The following is a 15638-nucleotide window of genomic DNA, read 5'->3' as shown; positions in this document are numbered from 1 at the left end:
GAATACATTCACAGACAACGCAAAAAGTTACTAAGATAAGAGAGATAAAAATAGTCCACGCAGTTATCACTTAAACTCCTCCGTTTCAAATTCGCGTAATATATCAATCGGACGTCCGCTATAACCTGACGAACTGTAACGCCCTGTTGCAGTCCCACCCGACTTAAACTCGGAATGTACTCGGCCATCAACTTCGATAATTGACGACTTGCCTGCGCTGCCTAGCATCGGCTGAATATACGTCGTCAGCAGCTTCTCATAAGCAGCCACGATCGCGAGCGGCTTTAACGCTTCCTCTTCCTCGTAATACGCCTCCATAACGTCGGCCGCAGTACTCCGTGTTTTGCCGCGCTTGAACTGTCCGGTTCGATCGCGTATACCGAGATAGTCATAAATGAGATACGCCAGATGATTCCCGTTCGTAATCGAAAATTCCGTTACAAACAAAGGCGCGTGCTCTTCGTCTGCTGGCGCTAGCTCTTCCGCTTCTAACTCCGCCAGACGTGTGACTGCGTTCGTGTACTTCTTCAGCGATGTTTTCCCGGCCGCTTTACATTCCGCGATAATTGCACGTTGTTTCTCGGTCGCTTCCTTATTTCGTGCGATCCGTCGGCGTTGCTTCTCGATCCAGTCTGTAATCTTACTGGCGTTTAGCGTACGATCCATCTTTCGTACAAACTCAGGTCCGATATCGTACGCAGTAATTACGTCCTGACGCGCTTGTTCAAGTAACGGCGTGAACTCCGCTTCCAGCTTTGCGAGCCCTTCGAGGTCGACAACGAAACCGGACCGCGCTAAGAATACGTCTGTTTCCGGTAGCTTCGAGTCAATTAACGCGTAACAGTCGAGTAGCTTGCCGGCACCATCTGCGGAGGCTGCGTTTTTCATCTGCTCGTATTGCCATTCGGAGAGTTTCCACCCGTATAAAACGTCCTTTATCGCGTAAATCCCGACGAGCTCAATACTAAACGGAGCCGGCGAGCGATTTCCGAACATGTCCTCGAACGTGTAAACGGGACCGATGATACCGAAGAATCGTCCGTACTTCGCAGTTAACGGCTTGAGACCGAATGACTCTTCGTGTTCGTTAAGCATACGCATCGCATCTAGCGAGTCCCATACGCAGCCGTGAATCTCGTAGCCGTCCTTAATAGCAACGTGTAAATCGTAACGCGCCGATCCCATGTGAAACGACTTGCCGTGATCAGGTTGTGAAAGATACGGAGAGATGGCCGCAAGCACTTTGGAGCGTGTCAACTGCTTATCCGTAGACTTGTGCGCACTCATATCGTCAAGAAACTCGAATCCTTCAACACCGCGCATATCTACGTGACCATACGGAAGGTAATAGCCTTCGTTGAGTAACGGAAGCCACACGCTATAGCCGATTGAAACGTCAATATACGTATCAACGCCGGTACCCTCGAAGTCATTCGCGGTCATGGACTTTACGCCAAGTTTCGTCCATCTGTCCGGCCACTCACGCATCTGACGGCGGCATTCTTCACGTAGCCGCTCAACGAACGCCGGCAAATCCGCATCATCCGTAATGATGTGGAAGTTATCCGGCTTCGTCCGTAACGTCTCCGCAATCCTTTCCGCCCTCTCCCGCCGTTGCGCATCCGCCAAGATACGCTCGCCCACTGCAACTACGTCAGCCTTCGTAATAGAACCCCTGCCAGTACGGAGTGTAATAGCGGACGAGGGATTGCCTGTTTCCCTCGTCAACGCTACTCTTACCGCTTCGACTGCCTTACGTTCGCGCTCCGTCAACGACATTGCGCTAATACGCTGTACCGCTTCGGCCGGCGTTTCCTCTGCGGCTTTCTTACGTTTGGCTGCGTCGGCTACACGTTCGGCTACGTCAGGGTCTGCGGTTGGCTGGCGGAGATTTAGCGTTAATTTAACGTCAGCCATAATTGCGGCACCTCCTTACGCTGCGGCTTTCGCTTCTACCTCCGTAAGTTCCATCCGGTCAAAGCGCTGTTCGACCGGAGTTACGAGTTTGACCGTCGCGAAATATGTTGTTCCGCCGTCGACATAAACGGAGGGAGCACCCGTACCGTCACCTTCGAAGACCTCTACGATTTGACCTACGCGTGTCTTCCCACCTAACGTATCCACAACCACCGCAAGGTCGCCCGCTTTAAACTCGTTTACTTTTCGTCCAATCAACGCCCACTTCGCTGTTTCCGTGTCAATACGTTCGAGTTCATTCTGACGGTAAAAGTCGAAGTTGCTTCCGTCCAGTAATACAGCGCGGAACGGTCTGCTGTCGCGGTCATCTCTCGTAATCTTGACGTGCGAACCCTTCGGCAAGTCTTTATCAACGAGAGTACGCGCATATTCGCCGACTTTGAAGCGTACGGGCTCCGGTTGCGGTTGCGTCTTCTCCCCGTCAGTAACGAGAGTCAACTCGGACAGTAACGCGTGCCAGTGCGACTGAGCGGGAAAATCTACACGAGCGGAGTCACCGCTTATACTCGTCACCTTTCCGATAGCACCATTACGTGCGCTTCCCCACGTATAGCGCGGAGTCTTGCCCTCTTCAATCGTAAGGCGAACGGTAGAGCCGACTTCGATCGTGAGTTTTGCGAGTTGTTCTGGTTTTGCGTAGCCTTGAGGGATATCACCGCCTACAAGTTGAATGACAGCCCCGTGATCGTGCGGTTCGTAAAGTGGCGTATCAACTTCATAAATCTCCCCGTTAGCATAACCGTTCAACGGATACTTACCGCCTCCGCTAATCAAACGCACCTTTTCGCCTTTTGCGAACTGGCTCCGCGGGTCCGCAGTAGTCGTTTCAGCCGTAAGTTTACGTTTAGCATCTGCGACCTCTTCGTCGGTGGCGCGGACTAGCTCGGACTCCGTAAACCATCCGGCAAACTTATCTTCGATACCATTCGCTTTGAACGGACGACTGGAGGTATCATCTTTTGTAATCTTGACTACGTCACCGGCCGAGACGTGAGCCTCTATAAACACTCGGTTCTTCGCGACTACCTTCGCAAATTCGCCGACCTTCAAGCGTTTTTGCGCAAGGAACTCCGCTTCTGTTGCGAGTTCAACGTCCTTCTCCGCTAAGTAATTCCCCTCGTTTCCGTCCGCTTTTTCTGCGCGGTACGGTTGGTGATCCTCATCGTCATGTACGATTTTTACGAAGGAGCCGATCGTATAGTTGTGGATCGCACTATTAGCGATGACCTTAGCGTAATCTCCGACGGTCAAGCGTCTAGGTGCGGATTTCTCGGTGGTTACGGGTTCTAGCACGGTGTACTCACGCAGCTCCACAAGCACGTTATCTCTCGTTCCAACCGTTACGCGTACGTCGCCGTCTCCATCCGCGGAATTCACTACGAACTCGGCTCCGTTGTCGTAGCGCTCCTCTCCGGAAGCCTTACGCACAATACGGATACGCTCACCGCGCGCGGCCCAACGTTTAACCTCTCGATATTCTCGGGCCACCTCGGACACTACCGCATACACTTCGAACTCTTCGCCGCAAAGGTCGTGCTCGTCTCCGTCATTGTCTACGATTTGCGGGTCTCCGAATTCATCAATCCGTGTAACTTCGTAAAACGCGCCCGTCGTTACGTAGCTGGACTCGTCGTCCATATACCGAATGATGTCGCCAACTTGCGCGTCACGGTCGACAACTTTACGATACTTAACGCCGTTTACCTCTACGTCTACAGCCGGTACAGTTACGTTCAATTTCGCCATTTAATCGGTCTCCTTTAGGGGCTCGTCGGCCCGCGATTTATTGGACTTACGTGAGATTCCGTTCTTACGCGACTAAGGCCAACGTTGCTACTTCCGGTTCGGGTTCGTCGAGGTTGCGGTTCAGCGCGATGGACAACTCGACCCAACGTTCGGACGCACGCGCCTCGCTGCACCAATACTCGGATAAGCATCGATTTTCGAACATAAACACCCGTGGGATTTCGCCATCGACCGCCCATACGCCAACGATATAGTCAGCCTCGGATAAGTCGTATGTCGTTCCGTTGCCTTTCTTCGCGTAGACTACGAGATCAGCCACGCCGTCACCGCGCTCACGATCCGAACGTCGTCGTACCGTTTTGACCTGAATCTTAACGTGGCGACCCGTAAGTGGCTCCGTCGCTAAGACGTCGTAAGCCTCTGCTGTTTCCGAAGTGTGTACGGTCCATCCGTTAGCCAACAGCGCAAGACGCGCCGCCAGCTCGGAGTATTTGCCGGTGATTTCCGTTTGATGTGCGATATTACTCACCTCCTTCCGGATAATTTACCGTGCCTGCTACGTCGTCAATTTCTAACGTTGGGCGAGCTACGGTGACTCTTACGTAGCCACTGCCGCGAAGTGCATTGGTGTAACCCTCTGCGTCCTGCTCCGCTACTCGGAATGCGACCGGTTGTTTGCCGTTGTTTTTGTCCGCGATTAACCAAACATTACGCATAGAAGCACCTCCTTTCGGGATTAAAACGGTAATTCCTCTTCGCTGATATCGATAGGCGCGTCCGTTTGCTGCGGCTCGGTTGGCGGGGTTTGTGCGGCTACTCCGAGTACGGATTTATCGACGTGATCTGGGTCAGCTTCGCTCAATAGCGTGATGATATCGTCCTCTTCGCGGAAGTTTGCGAGTTCTTCGTACGGAAATGTAAAACCGAGGAACTGCGCAGCTTCTTCCGGCACCTCTGCGTCACCTGAACCGAGCGAAAAAGACTTTCCATCTGTCGTTTTAGTGAGCGTAAAGACATCGCTAACAAGCGTGTAGTCTTTGCTGAACTTCTTCGCAGCCTTTTCGAGCTTGTCGTAGTCACCAATCAAGTTCATGGCATGGAACTCTTTGATATCAAGAACGCGCCAAGTCTTGTATTCAAGATCAAATACCGGAATCATGAAGTATAGCTTGCGCTTGGCTTTAGCTTTGCACGAGATACATACGTTCCCGTTCGGCTTGCTGTACGACTTGATCTCCGAACCTACGCCCCGCGGCGAATGTAAGCAAGTGTGCTTTTTGACGTAAGTCACGAAGGGACTAAACGTGCTATCCTCGTGGCAAAAGTAAAAATACCACTGGTCAGGGTCCGCAAGCATTACGAACTGGCGACCCTCGCCGAGTTCCGACGCTTTCCCACCCAAACGAACATACCTCGTTACGCCTTCCGGAAGCCCCTCGTTCAAGCCGCCACCTTTCGGAGTGTTGCGGTCTTCCTCACGTTGCTTCAGTTGATCGCGAATACTCATTCAATCACGTTCCCCTCGTTTAATTTTCGGATTTCGGATTTGCGTTGTTACACGCTTTATTCCTACGTCCGCTACACGGCATCATCGGTACACTCTCACGTTGACGCCGCGTAGCCGGCGTAAGAAATTCCGGCTTATATAAAGGAAGCGATTTTTCAAACGTAAGCAACAACGGACTTCATAAGGTTCGTTTTCTCGCGTTTAATCTCGAAAAGTTCACGCTCAAGATTTCGTAATTCCACGTCAATCTCGTTTACACGGGCGTTCATTTCTGCGATAACTCGGTTGGACTCGGATTTAATGCAACGCAATTCTGCTTCCGCACGTTCGACCGCTAGTTCCGCTTTGCGGACGTTTATGCGTTTCGCTTCGCGTTTTTCCTTGCGTTCAGCCGCCTTGACTGCGCGTTGGATTAGGCGCTCGATCGGGTTGCGGATGACTTCATTTGCCTTGTGCTGCGGATAGAGCGTGTAAACGGTGGATTCCGAAGGATGGACGATAAACACCGTACGCCGATACGCAAACATGCGACCAGGCTTGCCGTCTTCGTCGATTACGTGCTCCGAGATTAACGAAGATTTACGCAGCAAATCCATTACGTACATCGGAGCCTTAGCGCGTTCCACTCCGAAATGCTCGACGGCGCGGTCGCAAGCGTGCGGCGATACGAATATTTTTCCGATAAAATGCGTGCCGGCGCGCGGGTCAATTGCGATACTCATGCGATGCGAACCCCCTTTAACGTGGGTAGGCGAACATAGTCCGCAGGGTCTTCGTATGGAGCGGTCGATCCTTCGTAGTAAACGTGAGCATAACGCTCAGATATCGTATATTCGTTGTTATACGCATTATTTTTATGCGATTTTTTACGTGTCATCGTAAGCACCTCCGTGTGTGATTGCGTCATTTTCGTTGACAAGCGTTATCATCACTGGTAAAATGCTCATTGTGAGGTAAGCGAATTTCCAGTAAAAATACATAGCGCATATACAACGATCTTGTATAGTGAATGTTTCATTGTGTTATAATGCATTTAAGGAAGGTCGGGCCTCGTGCCTGAAGCTCCGACTCCTTTTGTTAAACCGCTAAATAATCGCGCACTTCTCCGAAACGATTGGCGTCGTATCGGCGAGACAATTTGCGTAGTTTGCGGCTAACAGTTTCGTGGTGTATTCCTAGCGCTTTGGCGAGCGCCGTGATGGAATCATACTGCGAAAACATCGTTACAATCGAATTTGTGACGGTGTCGACCTGAGCAGGGTCCGAGAGATAGGCGATCAGTTGGCGCTGGTCGTCTTCTCTTTTATTTACGACACTATTTTCAAGATCAAAGCTATCTGCGATTTCTGACGTTGGCGCGTCATCATCCGCATCTGGTGGTTCAAAATTAGTAACACGGCTATAATAATCATACTCTTTTCGACTGGCTACCCTTTTAGCGCAATCCCTCAGTCGAGTGTTAAGCCAAGTATCTAGCGAACTTTGGTTAGGGTCGTGCTTTTGGTAGGCAACCCATAATGCCTCGTTAAGCTGGCTGATAAATTCAGTAACTGGTACCCCTGAGCGACGGCTGAAGCTTTTGGCGATCATCACTATCTTTGGGGAGTAGTTTAAGAATACTTTATTAAATTGTTGGGCTGCGTTCATTTGCTGCCTCCTTTGTCTCTTTCGCGTTATATTGTATTATCTACACCGTTTCTCTAGGTCGCACACTTTTTGATAATTTTTTTTTGCGGAGGCATTTATGGCTTATATAGCTACTAAATGCCTGCTCGGACATTTGCTTAAAAACTCCGGATTAACTCAAGCGGAACTCTCAAGAAGAACCGGAATACACAAAAGCCAAATTAGCGCGTATGTTAACATGAGGTACGGTAAGACTATGGAAATAGCACATGCTCGTACTATTTCAATGGTTCTTGAACTGCCTACGCCTTATTGTTTGTATGAATGGACTGAGGAACAACCGAGCGGGCGCACGGACGATTAAATCGTTACGTGTGGCCTATACGGACGTGATTCACGTCGATTCTAATTATTACATTATTCGACGCAGTTTGCCAACGGGAAGTTGCATTCCTACGCAAAAACTCTCGCGCACAGCCCCGTCACATATCGCTCGCACCGTTTCCGCGTCGGGGATATCGTTAATATCCTTGTACTCATCCGGTATTTTCACGTCATATAGCGCACAGCTTGACGCCAGCCTTTCCCGTATCTGTGCCCGTAGAGCACGGCCAGCACGGTCGTTATCTCCGCCGAGTAGCAATTCCTCAATCGGACTCTTCCGTATAATATCCGCCTTTTCCGCTGTAAACGACGAACCTCCAACCGCAATCGCAGGCACTCCGCAGCTCCACGCATATAAACAATCCGTTTCACTCTCGACAAGTAGTACGCGCTTAATCCCCCGTCGATTAACGATATGGATACCGTAGACTAACGATCGAATGGGCGCACCACCTTTACGATACCAGAACGTCTTATCTCTGACTTTTCTGTGCTTCAAATTCATTAAGCGTCCAGCAGCGTCGAACCAGGGAAACGTTACCGTTCGTGCACGTGGGTCATACCCCGTTTGAAACAGCGTTTGGATATCGTTCGTTATACGTCTATCTGATAGATACGTAGATGTTACTCGCTGATAATCGGCAAGTATTCCGCTATCGAGCGGTTTTGAACGTTTATTTACCGTTGGACCTTGAAGTCGCAGCGTTATGTAATCGGCCGGAGCGTCCCGACCGTCTTGGTGTAATAATTCGCGTGCTTCCTCCTCGGTTATGTTACGTAAAAATGCGACTAACTTAGCGGGCCCGCCCGATCGCCATTCCGGGTCTTCCGCGCCTGGGTCGAACCAGCATCCGTAATAAGGACCATCACGTAGATCGACGAAAAACGACGGGGTGTCGTCCGAGTCACGGAACGGTGAACATGCGATAAACTTGTCCGAGTCTATGCGACACACTGCCCATACGTGCTCTTCTAGCACATCAAGTAAAAAGCGCGAGTTAATCATCCACTAATTTCCCTCCTTCCAAATTAAAACTTTCTTTTGTTTCTAATTTTTCGAACGAGTATCTGATAAGCGGCGTACGTTTCCTTAACTAGTTCCTCTATTTCTGACTCGTCGAAGTCATCTTCCGAATGCTCGGAGTATTGTTTGATAGCTTCTTTTAAGTCAAGGTTAGTCATAGCTTCTCCAGCTGTAGAAATATTAAAGGATAACTCGGTATTCCCGAACTTGATTGGTTTACTCGTTGCCTCTATGATACTCTCGACAATCTCTTTTTCCATGTCGGGGTACACTTTACCCGCATAGAAAAAAAGCTCGTATCTATCAACATTCAATGCGTAGGCCAACTTATTTAATGTATCGTCAGAAGGGTTCTTTACAAGACCTCTTTCTATTTTACTAAGCTGTGATGGACTAATCCCTGTCTTGTCATACACATCCCTCAGTGACAGTTTCATGATCTCCCGCATTCTCTTAACAAAACTCCCGAGTTCTTTTGGGCCTACCAAGTTAACCATTCCCCTTTCGTCTTCCACAAGGCAATGATAAACCTATGTGTTTCCCAAGTCAACACATTTTGTTTCTCAAAAGGAAACAGGCTAAAATCCAGCCGCAAACTTCCCCGCATCCTCCACCGATTGAATCTCGCGTACGATCCCGTAATTCGGCAGGTATACGATTTCGACACGTGCATCCTCGCCACCATTACGCCCCTTACCGAGCTCTATCACGCCTCGCCCCTCATGTGCCAACGTATCGATACCGAACGTATTTGCGGCGTCTTCCAATACGGCTTTCGTCTTCTTGATCTCCGCGCGCTTCGGTGGTTTCAACTCACGTACGCCATCGTCGCCTTTTTCGGACGGATTCTCGTCGGCTTGCGTAATTACGAGGATTACGCTCTTGGTGCGCCCAGCTAATAGACGTAACTTCTTGGATGTAGCTGCTGCATCGCCGCCCGCGGTTTTAGACGTGTTAGCCTCGTAATCCATATAGTAAATCGGATCGACGACTACCACACCCGCACCAGTTTCGAGAATATCCGTTTCCAGTTGGCGTACGGACTTATCGCGAAAATCCTCATCGTCCGTTGCTCGTAAGAGGATGCGCCCGGCTACTGATTCGTTTAGTTCACGGAGCCACTCGACAAGCCTTGCTTCGGACTCCTCAGGAAGTTTACCCATCAATAGCGCTTTGTTGTCAAAGCCCGCCGCGTAATCAGCCCCATCAAAATTAGCATTGAACACGCCAGCCCTAGCGCTAAGGTACGAGTAGGCTCTCGCAAGCCATTCATAACGGGACATCTCTAGCGCCCATACGAGTACCGTTGCGCCTTGAATCGCAGCCTCTAACGCTTCAACCATGACGATAACGGACTTGCCCCGACCCGATCGAGCATAAAAAGTATAAAGATTTGACGAAAAATACCCGCCAATTTGCGTATTAATGTAAGGAAACGCGGATTTCCATATGCGAAAAGACTCACCGGATTTACGCGCTTGATACTCCGTTAGGAACTTCTCGAAGTCTAGTTTCACGTCCGTTGCCTTTTGGTTACGAACGCTTGTTCTCATTGTAATGCCATCTGCCATTTTCCGCAAGTAATTCCCGAAATCTTCAGCCGATAATTCGCCAAATTTCTGTGCAAACTCCGACTCGTACTTACGTCCCGTTTCTACGTCTACATAGCCGTTAACTTTTTCGAGTATCATACGCCGTGCGGCCGCTTCCTTTATGCCTCGCGTAAGGTACTCGAAGCTATCTGTCACGCCCGGTATATACGTTATATCGGGACACTCTGCGGTTAGAGTTGCGTAGGACGGGACCTTACCTTCGTTTGAGTCGGCATACGCGAGTACAAAGTCATACGCTTGACGCCCTCCCGCTGTCGAGAAATCTGTGCGGGCAATGCCGAAGCGAGTTAACGCTTTAACGTCACCTGTATCGACAATCTTTGACAGCAGTTGCTCCTCATACACACTCATACCTACACCTCCTGTTTTACATCTAAATAACAAAGCGCGTCAAACACCAAATAGGACGATTTTACCATAATGCACTTTCGACATAACCGGAAAAGAGTACCACTTATTGGACGTATTTAGGAAATAAGTAGTTAAAATGCGAACGAATTTATGTCTATATTTGTCGAACAAAAGTGACATTTATGTGTCTATATTCTTAGCGCTCACCAATGCTCGTTTTTACGCCGTTTTACTCCGATTTCCGTTCCTTATTCCCCGTTTACTCCCGCCAACAAACGGAACCACTGCGCACATATCCCGAACACGATCCGCCAATCTTGCGTCAAACACCGTATTCAAGTCATCGATCGCTACGTTAGACGTATACGCCGTCGGTAATCCGTTCGCCGTGCGGTAATTGACGATACTGTGTAAATCTGCACGAAACGCATCGGTTGCCGACCGTACGCCTATATCGTCCAAGACTACGAATGGCGTCACTTTGGCGCGTGATTCCATTGCGTAATACTCGGCGGCATGGCGTTCGGCTGTCTCGGCTGGTACATGCGATCGATTGAACCCGAGGAATAACGTTTGCCAAGCGTTAACATCGAGAAAGTATGCGCACCTTTCCAGCGGCTGCCTGTCCCGCTGGAGCGATCCGATATAATGTCGCACGATGTACTCGTGTAATATTGCGCTCGCCGACGTAGTTTTTCCGGTGCCGGGAGATTCCGAATAGAGATATAGCGATTTTATACGCTCTTCCGCAATATTGAATTGACGCTTGAACGTGTTAACGTACGCGTCGATAAGTTTATAAGCCTCCGCCTGATCCTCTCTTGCCGGAGAGTTTTGGAGCGTCACGCCTGCGTACTCTTTCGGTACGTTTGCCGCTGCAATCCGTCCACCCGCGCCATTGAATCCGTGGACTGCGATCCAGGACGAACAGAGATTATTGCATCTTGGTCCGCCGGCTTGCGAGCAGTGGGACGCTAGTTTGCACTTGTCTGCGTTAGACATTGCGTTCCTCCTTACATATTTAGTCTAGCAGATTTTTGAAAATATGAAACAAAAATAGACATGGTGTGTAAATTTCTTGACATAGTCGTCAGGATGTGTTAAAGCCAACTCGCAATTTCCTCCGCAGCCATCCCGCCATTAACTACGGTCTTCTCCGCTTTTTCCTTGCGCTGCCTGTCCGCAAGGATACGGGGAATTACCGTGTTTAAACGGTAGCTGATTGCGAATCCTGCCGTTAGTATCGGATAGTCCGGCGTAGGCTTATATTCACGGAAGATTAACGTGAAAGCCTCGTGTAAAACGTCTGCTCCGTGTTCCGCCAAAGCACGTTTAATTACGCCTTGCTCGAAACCCCAGTTACGCATCGGTAGGTACGTTTCGACTCCGAAGTGCTCTCGATTTAATTCGGCGAACATTGCGTGAACGGTTCGTACGTTCCATTGTGAGTGAGGCAATGAGCGCCAGTCTGTGCGGTCAATTTTCGGCTTCTTTGCTTTAGTAACCACCATAGCACCTCCTTTGCTATTTTGTATAATTAGGAAAACTGAGAGAAGTGTAGAATACGCGATTTTAAAGAAGAACTCGCCAGGGGACTGCCTCTATATCAGGGGGCTGCCTCTATAAATGAACTAATTTCGCATTTTCCTCCACATGGCTCCTACATTATAACTTGAGGATGTAAGTCAGACACAAACCGCAAAATTGGCGATTCTTTATTTTCAAGGCTGAATAAGTTAGATTAAGGGATTTAGTAGAATAATATCAACATGTGAATATAATATTTCAACATTTACTAGAACGAGGTTTGATTTACTCTAGTGATAAAAACAATCAGACCTCGTTATCTCTCCAATTTCCTTCCGTTTTCTTACGTTTTCATTTCATGAAGATTTCGACGTTTTTTACCCACTAACATCACTGCGCCTGGTACCTCCTATTCTATAGGGACTAGTGTAATTTGAAAAACCGCAAATTCGACGATTTGCCGGATAGTACTAGATCGGCATTGATGTAAACATTCGGGGAATTAAATCACTCAGGTTCATCCAAGTTCACTCAGGTTCATCCGAGTTCATAAAAGGTTTTCCCCTACTAGTACAGATTTCCACAACCTATTCGATTTCCAATCTCTCTTATTCTCCGTCCTTTTCTAGTTTCCTTACGATATCATTTTTTCGTAAATATCGATCACTTTTCGTCCTATCCGTATACACTCATTCTCGTTAACCTCTCGCATCAAATCCCGCCTATTCCGCCGTATCTGATCCACGGATGGGAACACGCCTAGCTCCGTTAAAATCGTGGGCAAATAGCGGTTTTCCGTACGTAGAGTACGACAGCATTCCGGAACGTCAACGTCGTCTATTATCACGGTAAAGTGACGGTAGAAATCGGTCTTCATACGGACAAGTCCGAGAGGACACATCCCACGAATAATGCGCCTACTGATACGAGTACGCTATTTCCGCTCCCTACAACTGCGCACACGAATACCGAGAGCATAGATGCCGTTGTTAGCGTCCTTCCTACGGTGTGTAACCAGATCACTCGGCGTTCACCCCGCTAACAGCTACACCGAGGGTGGTCAACGCGTAGTTAATTCCCGACGCAAATTCGGTTCCGAGGAGGTCGAAGTACACCTCCCTAAGAGCATCGTGTTTACGTTGTTCCTCCGTCAACTCACGTTCATAACCGTTGATCAAAGCGGCCATCAACGTATCATAAGAAATCGAAACCAATGCCGTGTAGTACGGATTACCGATCTGCTCGCTACGCAATAGAATGCCGCGATTACCCACGCCCTCCCCACGCAGCTCCTCAATCGCATCCGCAACCTCCGCAAGTATTACCGGTTTATTAACGTTTGACATTTACGTTGACTCCCTCCGTGTTTTTATTGTCGCGATACCATTCGAGGATATCGTCGACCGTTTCTAGCTTTCCGTTGTTCATGCTTCGTTCAACCTCGCCTTTCTTAGTCCCACCACGGTAACTGCCGCTGTACACGGATAATTGCGTCCGGGCTTAGCTTGAGATAATTAGTTACGTATCCATCTGCATCAGTTCGGTCATTAAAAACACGCAATCTCCGTTCCTTTGTGCGACCGAACAATCCTTTGCGCATCTCGTAAACAACATACTCCCACCTCCAACTCACGCCGTCACCCCCTACGTAATATCAAGCGCATGGACGTTCTCAAACACGTACGCCTGCGAACCGTATTTACGTTGCGCCCACTCGCCTGCCTGTCCACGAGACTTAGCGTAAACAACCTCCTTGATCTCGGTCCCTACGTAAACTACGAATGTATTTTGTGCCATCGGTTTTCCTACGCGTATCATTTGCCCGTCTCCTTTACGTTAAATTAGCGCCTTTACTCGTTACCCTACCGAACACCCTCGCCTAACCGTTACGCGCCTAATTTGACGGTAAAATCAAGCGATCCCGCTGCGTTTATAGCCGCAACCAACTCGGCCGTCTCCGCGGACAAGATTGCCATAAAATCCGCTAAAGTTTCCGCAGAATTCGCAGCGGCCACCGCCGATCTAACTCGGACCGAATCGAGCGCCACATGGAGACCGACCGCGTTGAGCGGATAATAAGCCACGTCGTCCCAACGATCGCGGAGTTCCGGAGCTGGCGCACCCTCGACCGCTTTATAACCGGGCGCTTTCGTAGGGTCGACAATCTTGCGTTGACTAACGATAAACTGCGTACCGTCTGAGCGTAGTGCGTAATTAGCGGTTAGTTGTACGTTCATTTAGCGAAACACCTCCGATCGATTTGTGAGGAAACGTATACGCGTCGATTACACACGCGACGAGACCGAAGAAAGATAACGTTACGGATGCGAGTAATACTGCGGTTATTTTCATACGCGATTACCTCCGTTTATAGATGCGTAGTGATATAAGCTCGCGATTCACTTCGTTCATCCTCGCCGTCGACTGTCGTCTCCGACTTATTTTCATACGCGTATAGATATTAGTAAGGTCTAATACGTCGCTAGGAATGAGGAACGAATGACGACGCGTAATGTTTAATCTAGTTATAAAGATGGTTCTAGTTAATAACTGGTTCTACTTAGTGTGATGTCTAATCCGTGTTAGCTCAGACCCATGTGGGCTTAGCGTCACCTGGCTCACTTATCGAAAATGCGCAGACCGCTGATCGGCAGTATCTTGTACGTTGTGTTCTCCCATATCTTGCTTTCCGGATGCCGTTTTCGCTCGCGCAGAATTAGCGGTTGCCCCTTCCAGCGGTACTCCGCGAGTGCTGCAACGCGTCTGCCCGCAGTCTCCCGCTTAATCCCGAGGCTGTTCGCAATCTGCCATTGCGTAGGGTAGCAGGTACCATCCGCGCCCATATACGATGCAAGTACGATTAGCGTCTGAAGACGTTCTGGTCCCAAGTCCGCAATCATTCCAGAACGTACTGCCTCAACGTAAAATTTAACGAAGATACGCGTTTCGGTTGCGCCAGATGTGACGGAATATTCCGTTTGTGATTCGACGCTGACAAGACGTTGTGTATCGGTCATGCTGCGTCCTCCTCCGCAATTGATTTTACGTTGTTAGACGATGTTTCCGAAGAGTCCTGCGCAATGACTCCGTTTAGGCGCTTGCCTGTTACGCCTAATTCCGCAAGTCGTTGCGTGAGTATTTCTTCGATGCGATCGAACTCCGTATAGTCGATACGAATGAGTGGGATGCCGTTAGCGAGACAGTAGTCCGTTTTGATGCGGTCATTTCTCTTCACCTCTCCAAACTTCTGTCGTGCCCATTCTTCTCCCCTACCTGCGAAATCTACAGGCATCGAGTGGTGTTCGCCATCATATTCAATTGCTACATCACCCTTATTTGTATAGACAATGAAGTCAAATGGTAGCACTCTCTTGTGCCGGCAGCCTTCATATGTTCCTTGCTCTTTAAATAGCAGGCCGGTTTCAAAAAGATAGTTACGTATAGCACGTTCTCCATGTGATTCCTCACATCGTGGACAACGTTTACCCCTTAGGAACATATTTGGCGTAACTAAATACGCATGATTACAGAGGGTGTGTTGTATTAGTAGGCGTGTTTTTGAGTTTACGTAATTGCCCAACACACAGTACTCGTCCCCTACTGCTTTGTGCACTTCCTCCTTAAATTGATCAGTACTCTTACGGCTGTTCCCGTAACAATGGGGGCAGCGTTGGCCACCACTAATAAAGCTGTTTGGGCGTGAAAGCCAAGTCCTCCCACAGGCCGTATGTAACATCTCTACCCCCTTTTTACTACCGCAGTAGCTCCCGACTACCATATACTCCCCTTCTGTAAGGGCATTAACCTCTTTTTTGTAAGACTCAGCGGTACGCTTGGTAAGTACTCTGGCGATTTTACCCGAGCTCCTAGCACTTTGCTCGGT

At 49.1% G+C, this 15638-nt stretch carries 20 protein-coding genes; 1 reads left to right on the top strand and 19 read right to left on the bottom strand.

Annotation, left to right across the window (positions count from 1 at the left end; all coding sequences use genetic code 11):
• Positions 1-66: 66 nt before the first annotated feature.
• The 8 genes from ABEW32_RS04835 to ABEW32_RS04800 form a co-directional block, all read right to left on the bottom strand.
• Positions 67-1917: a DNA polymerase I gene (locus tag ABEW32_RS04835; protein ID WP_430185193.1), complete on the bottom strand. Its 1851-nt coding sequence runs from the start codon at positions 1915-1917 to the stop codon at positions 67-69.
• Positions 1918-1932: 15 nt separating this feature from the next.
• A complete protein-coding gene (locus tag ABEW32_RS04830) occupies positions 1933-3723 on the bottom strand; it encodes a transcription termination/antitermination protein NusG (protein WP_430185191.1) in 1791 nt (596 codons plus the stop codon).
• A gap of 64 nt (positions 3724-3787) precedes the next feature.
• Entirely contained in the window at positions 3788-4252 is a 465-nt protein-coding gene (locus ABEW32_RS04825) for a hypothetical protein (protein ID WP_430185188.1), read from the bottom strand.
• Positions 4245-4439 (bottom strand): hypothetical protein, encoded by a 195-nt coding sequence (locus ABEW32_RS04820; protein ID WP_430185186.1) that lies wholly within the window; start codon positions 4437-4439, stop codon positions 4245-4247. The genes ABEW32_RS04825 and ABEW32_RS04820 overlap by 8 nt, the downstream gene beginning before the upstream one ends.
• A gap of 20 nt (positions 4440-4459) precedes the next feature.
• Complete coding sequence (locus ABEW32_RS04815) at positions 4460-5230, bottom strand: single-stranded DNA-binding protein (RefSeq protein WP_430185184.1); 771 nt, start codon at positions 5228-5230, stop codon at positions 4460-4462.
• 155 nt (positions 5231-5385) lie between these two features.
• Positions 5386-5856, bottom strand: a complete 471-nt coding sequence (locus ABEW32_RS04810) for a hypothetical protein (RefSeq protein ID WP_430185182.1) — start codon at positions 5854-5856, stop codon at positions 5386-5388.
• 92 nt (positions 5857-5948) lie between these two features.
• Complete coding sequence (locus tag ABEW32_RS04805) at positions 5949-6107, bottom strand: hypothetical protein (RefSeq protein WP_430185180.1); 159 nt, start codon at positions 6105-6107, stop codon at positions 5949-5951.
• 200 nt (positions 6108-6307) lie between these two features.
• Positions 6308-6877: an NUMOD1 domain-containing DNA-binding protein gene (locus ABEW32_RS04800; RefSeq protein ID WP_430185178.1), complete on the bottom strand. Its 570-nt coding sequence runs from the start codon at positions 6875-6877 to the stop codon at positions 6308-6310.
• A 97-nt stretch (positions 6878-6974) separates the two neighbouring features.
• Between ABEW32_RS04800 and ABEW32_RS04795 the strand changes: the two genes are divergently transcribed.
• Complete coding sequence (locus ABEW32_RS04795; protein ID WP_025365308.1) at positions 6975-7220, top strand: helix-turn-helix domain-containing protein; 246 nt, start codon at positions 6975-6977, stop codon at positions 7218-7220.
• A 48-nt stretch (positions 7221-7268) separates the two neighbouring features.
• Here the strand turns inward: ABEW32_RS04795 and ABEW32_RS04790 are convergent, their stop codons facing one another.
• The 11 genes from ABEW32_RS04790 to ABEW32_RS04740 all read right to left on the bottom strand — a co-directional run bounded on the left by ABEW32_RS04790 (position 7269) and on the right by ABEW32_RS04740 (position 15122).
• The gene (locus ABEW32_RS04790; RefSeq protein WP_430185176.1) at positions 7269-8246 is read right to left on the bottom strand and encodes a toprim domain-containing protein; all 978 of its coding nucleotides are present in this window, start codon (positions 8244-8246) and stop codon (positions 7269-7271) included.
• Positions 8247-8269: 23 nt separating this feature from the next.
• On the bottom strand, positions 8270-8779 hold the full coding sequence (locus ABEW32_RS04785; RefSeq protein ID WP_430185174.1) for a helix-turn-helix domain-containing protein: 510 nt from the start codon (positions 8777-8779) through the stop codon (positions 8270-8272).
• A gap of 63 nt (positions 8780-8842) precedes the next feature.
• Positions 8843-10228, bottom strand: coding sequence for an AAA family ATPase (locus tag ABEW32_RS04780; RefSeq protein ID WP_430185172.1), 1386 nt, complete (start codon positions 10226-10228; stop codon positions 8843-8845).
• Positions 10229-10447: 219 nt separating this feature from the next.
• Positions 10448-11074: a P-loop NTPase family protein gene (locus tag ABEW32_RS04775; RefSeq protein WP_430185170.1), complete on the bottom strand. Its 627-nt coding sequence runs from the start codon at positions 11072-11074 to the stop codon at positions 10448-10450.
• Between the two features lie 254 nt (positions 11075-11328).
• A complete protein-coding gene (locus ABEW32_RS04770; protein WP_430185168.1) occupies positions 11329-11739 on the bottom strand; it encodes a hypothetical protein in 411 nt (136 codons plus the stop codon).
• A gap of 1035 nt (positions 11740-12774) precedes the next feature.
• On the bottom strand, positions 12775-13101 hold the full coding sequence (locus ABEW32_RS04765; RefSeq protein WP_430185166.1) for a hypothetical protein: 327 nt from the start codon (positions 13099-13101) through the stop codon (positions 12775-12777).
• A gap of 104 nt (positions 13102-13205) precedes the next feature.
• Positions 13206-13388 (bottom strand): hypothetical protein, encoded by a 183-nt coding sequence (locus ABEW32_RS04760; RefSeq protein ID WP_430185164.1) that lies wholly within the window; start codon positions 13386-13388, stop codon positions 13206-13208.
• An 11-nt stretch (positions 13389-13399) separates the two neighbouring features.
• Complete coding sequence (locus ABEW32_RS04755) at positions 13400-13573, bottom strand: hypothetical protein (RefSeq protein ID WP_430185163.1); 174 nt, start codon at positions 13571-13573, stop codon at positions 13400-13402.
• 396 nt (positions 13574-13969) lie between these two features.
• Positions 13970-14107 (bottom strand): hypothetical protein, encoded by a 138-nt coding sequence (locus ABEW32_RS04750; protein ID WP_430185160.1) that lies wholly within the window; start codon positions 14105-14107, stop codon positions 13970-13972.
• A gap of 266 nt (positions 14108-14373) precedes the next feature.
• Positions 14374-14772 (bottom strand): helix-turn-helix domain-containing protein, encoded by a 399-nt coding sequence (locus tag ABEW32_RS04745; protein ID WP_174820880.1) that lies wholly within the window; start codon positions 14770-14772, stop codon positions 14374-14376.
• Positions 14769-15122, bottom strand: a complete 354-nt coding sequence (locus ABEW32_RS04740; protein ID WP_430185158.1) for a PDDEXK family nuclease — start codon at positions 15120-15122, stop codon at positions 14769-14771. Before ABEW32_RS04740 ends, ABEW32_RS04745 begins: the two co-directional genes overlap by 4 nt.
• Positions 15123-15638 lie beyond the last annotated feature (516 nt).

The organism is Paenibacillus jamilae (assembly GCF_050482105.1).
GTDB lineage: Bacteria > Bacillota > Bacilli > Paenibacillales > Paenibacillaceae > Paenibacillus > Paenibacillus jamilae_B.
This window is presented reverse-complemented; position numbering and strand designations above follow the sequence as displayed.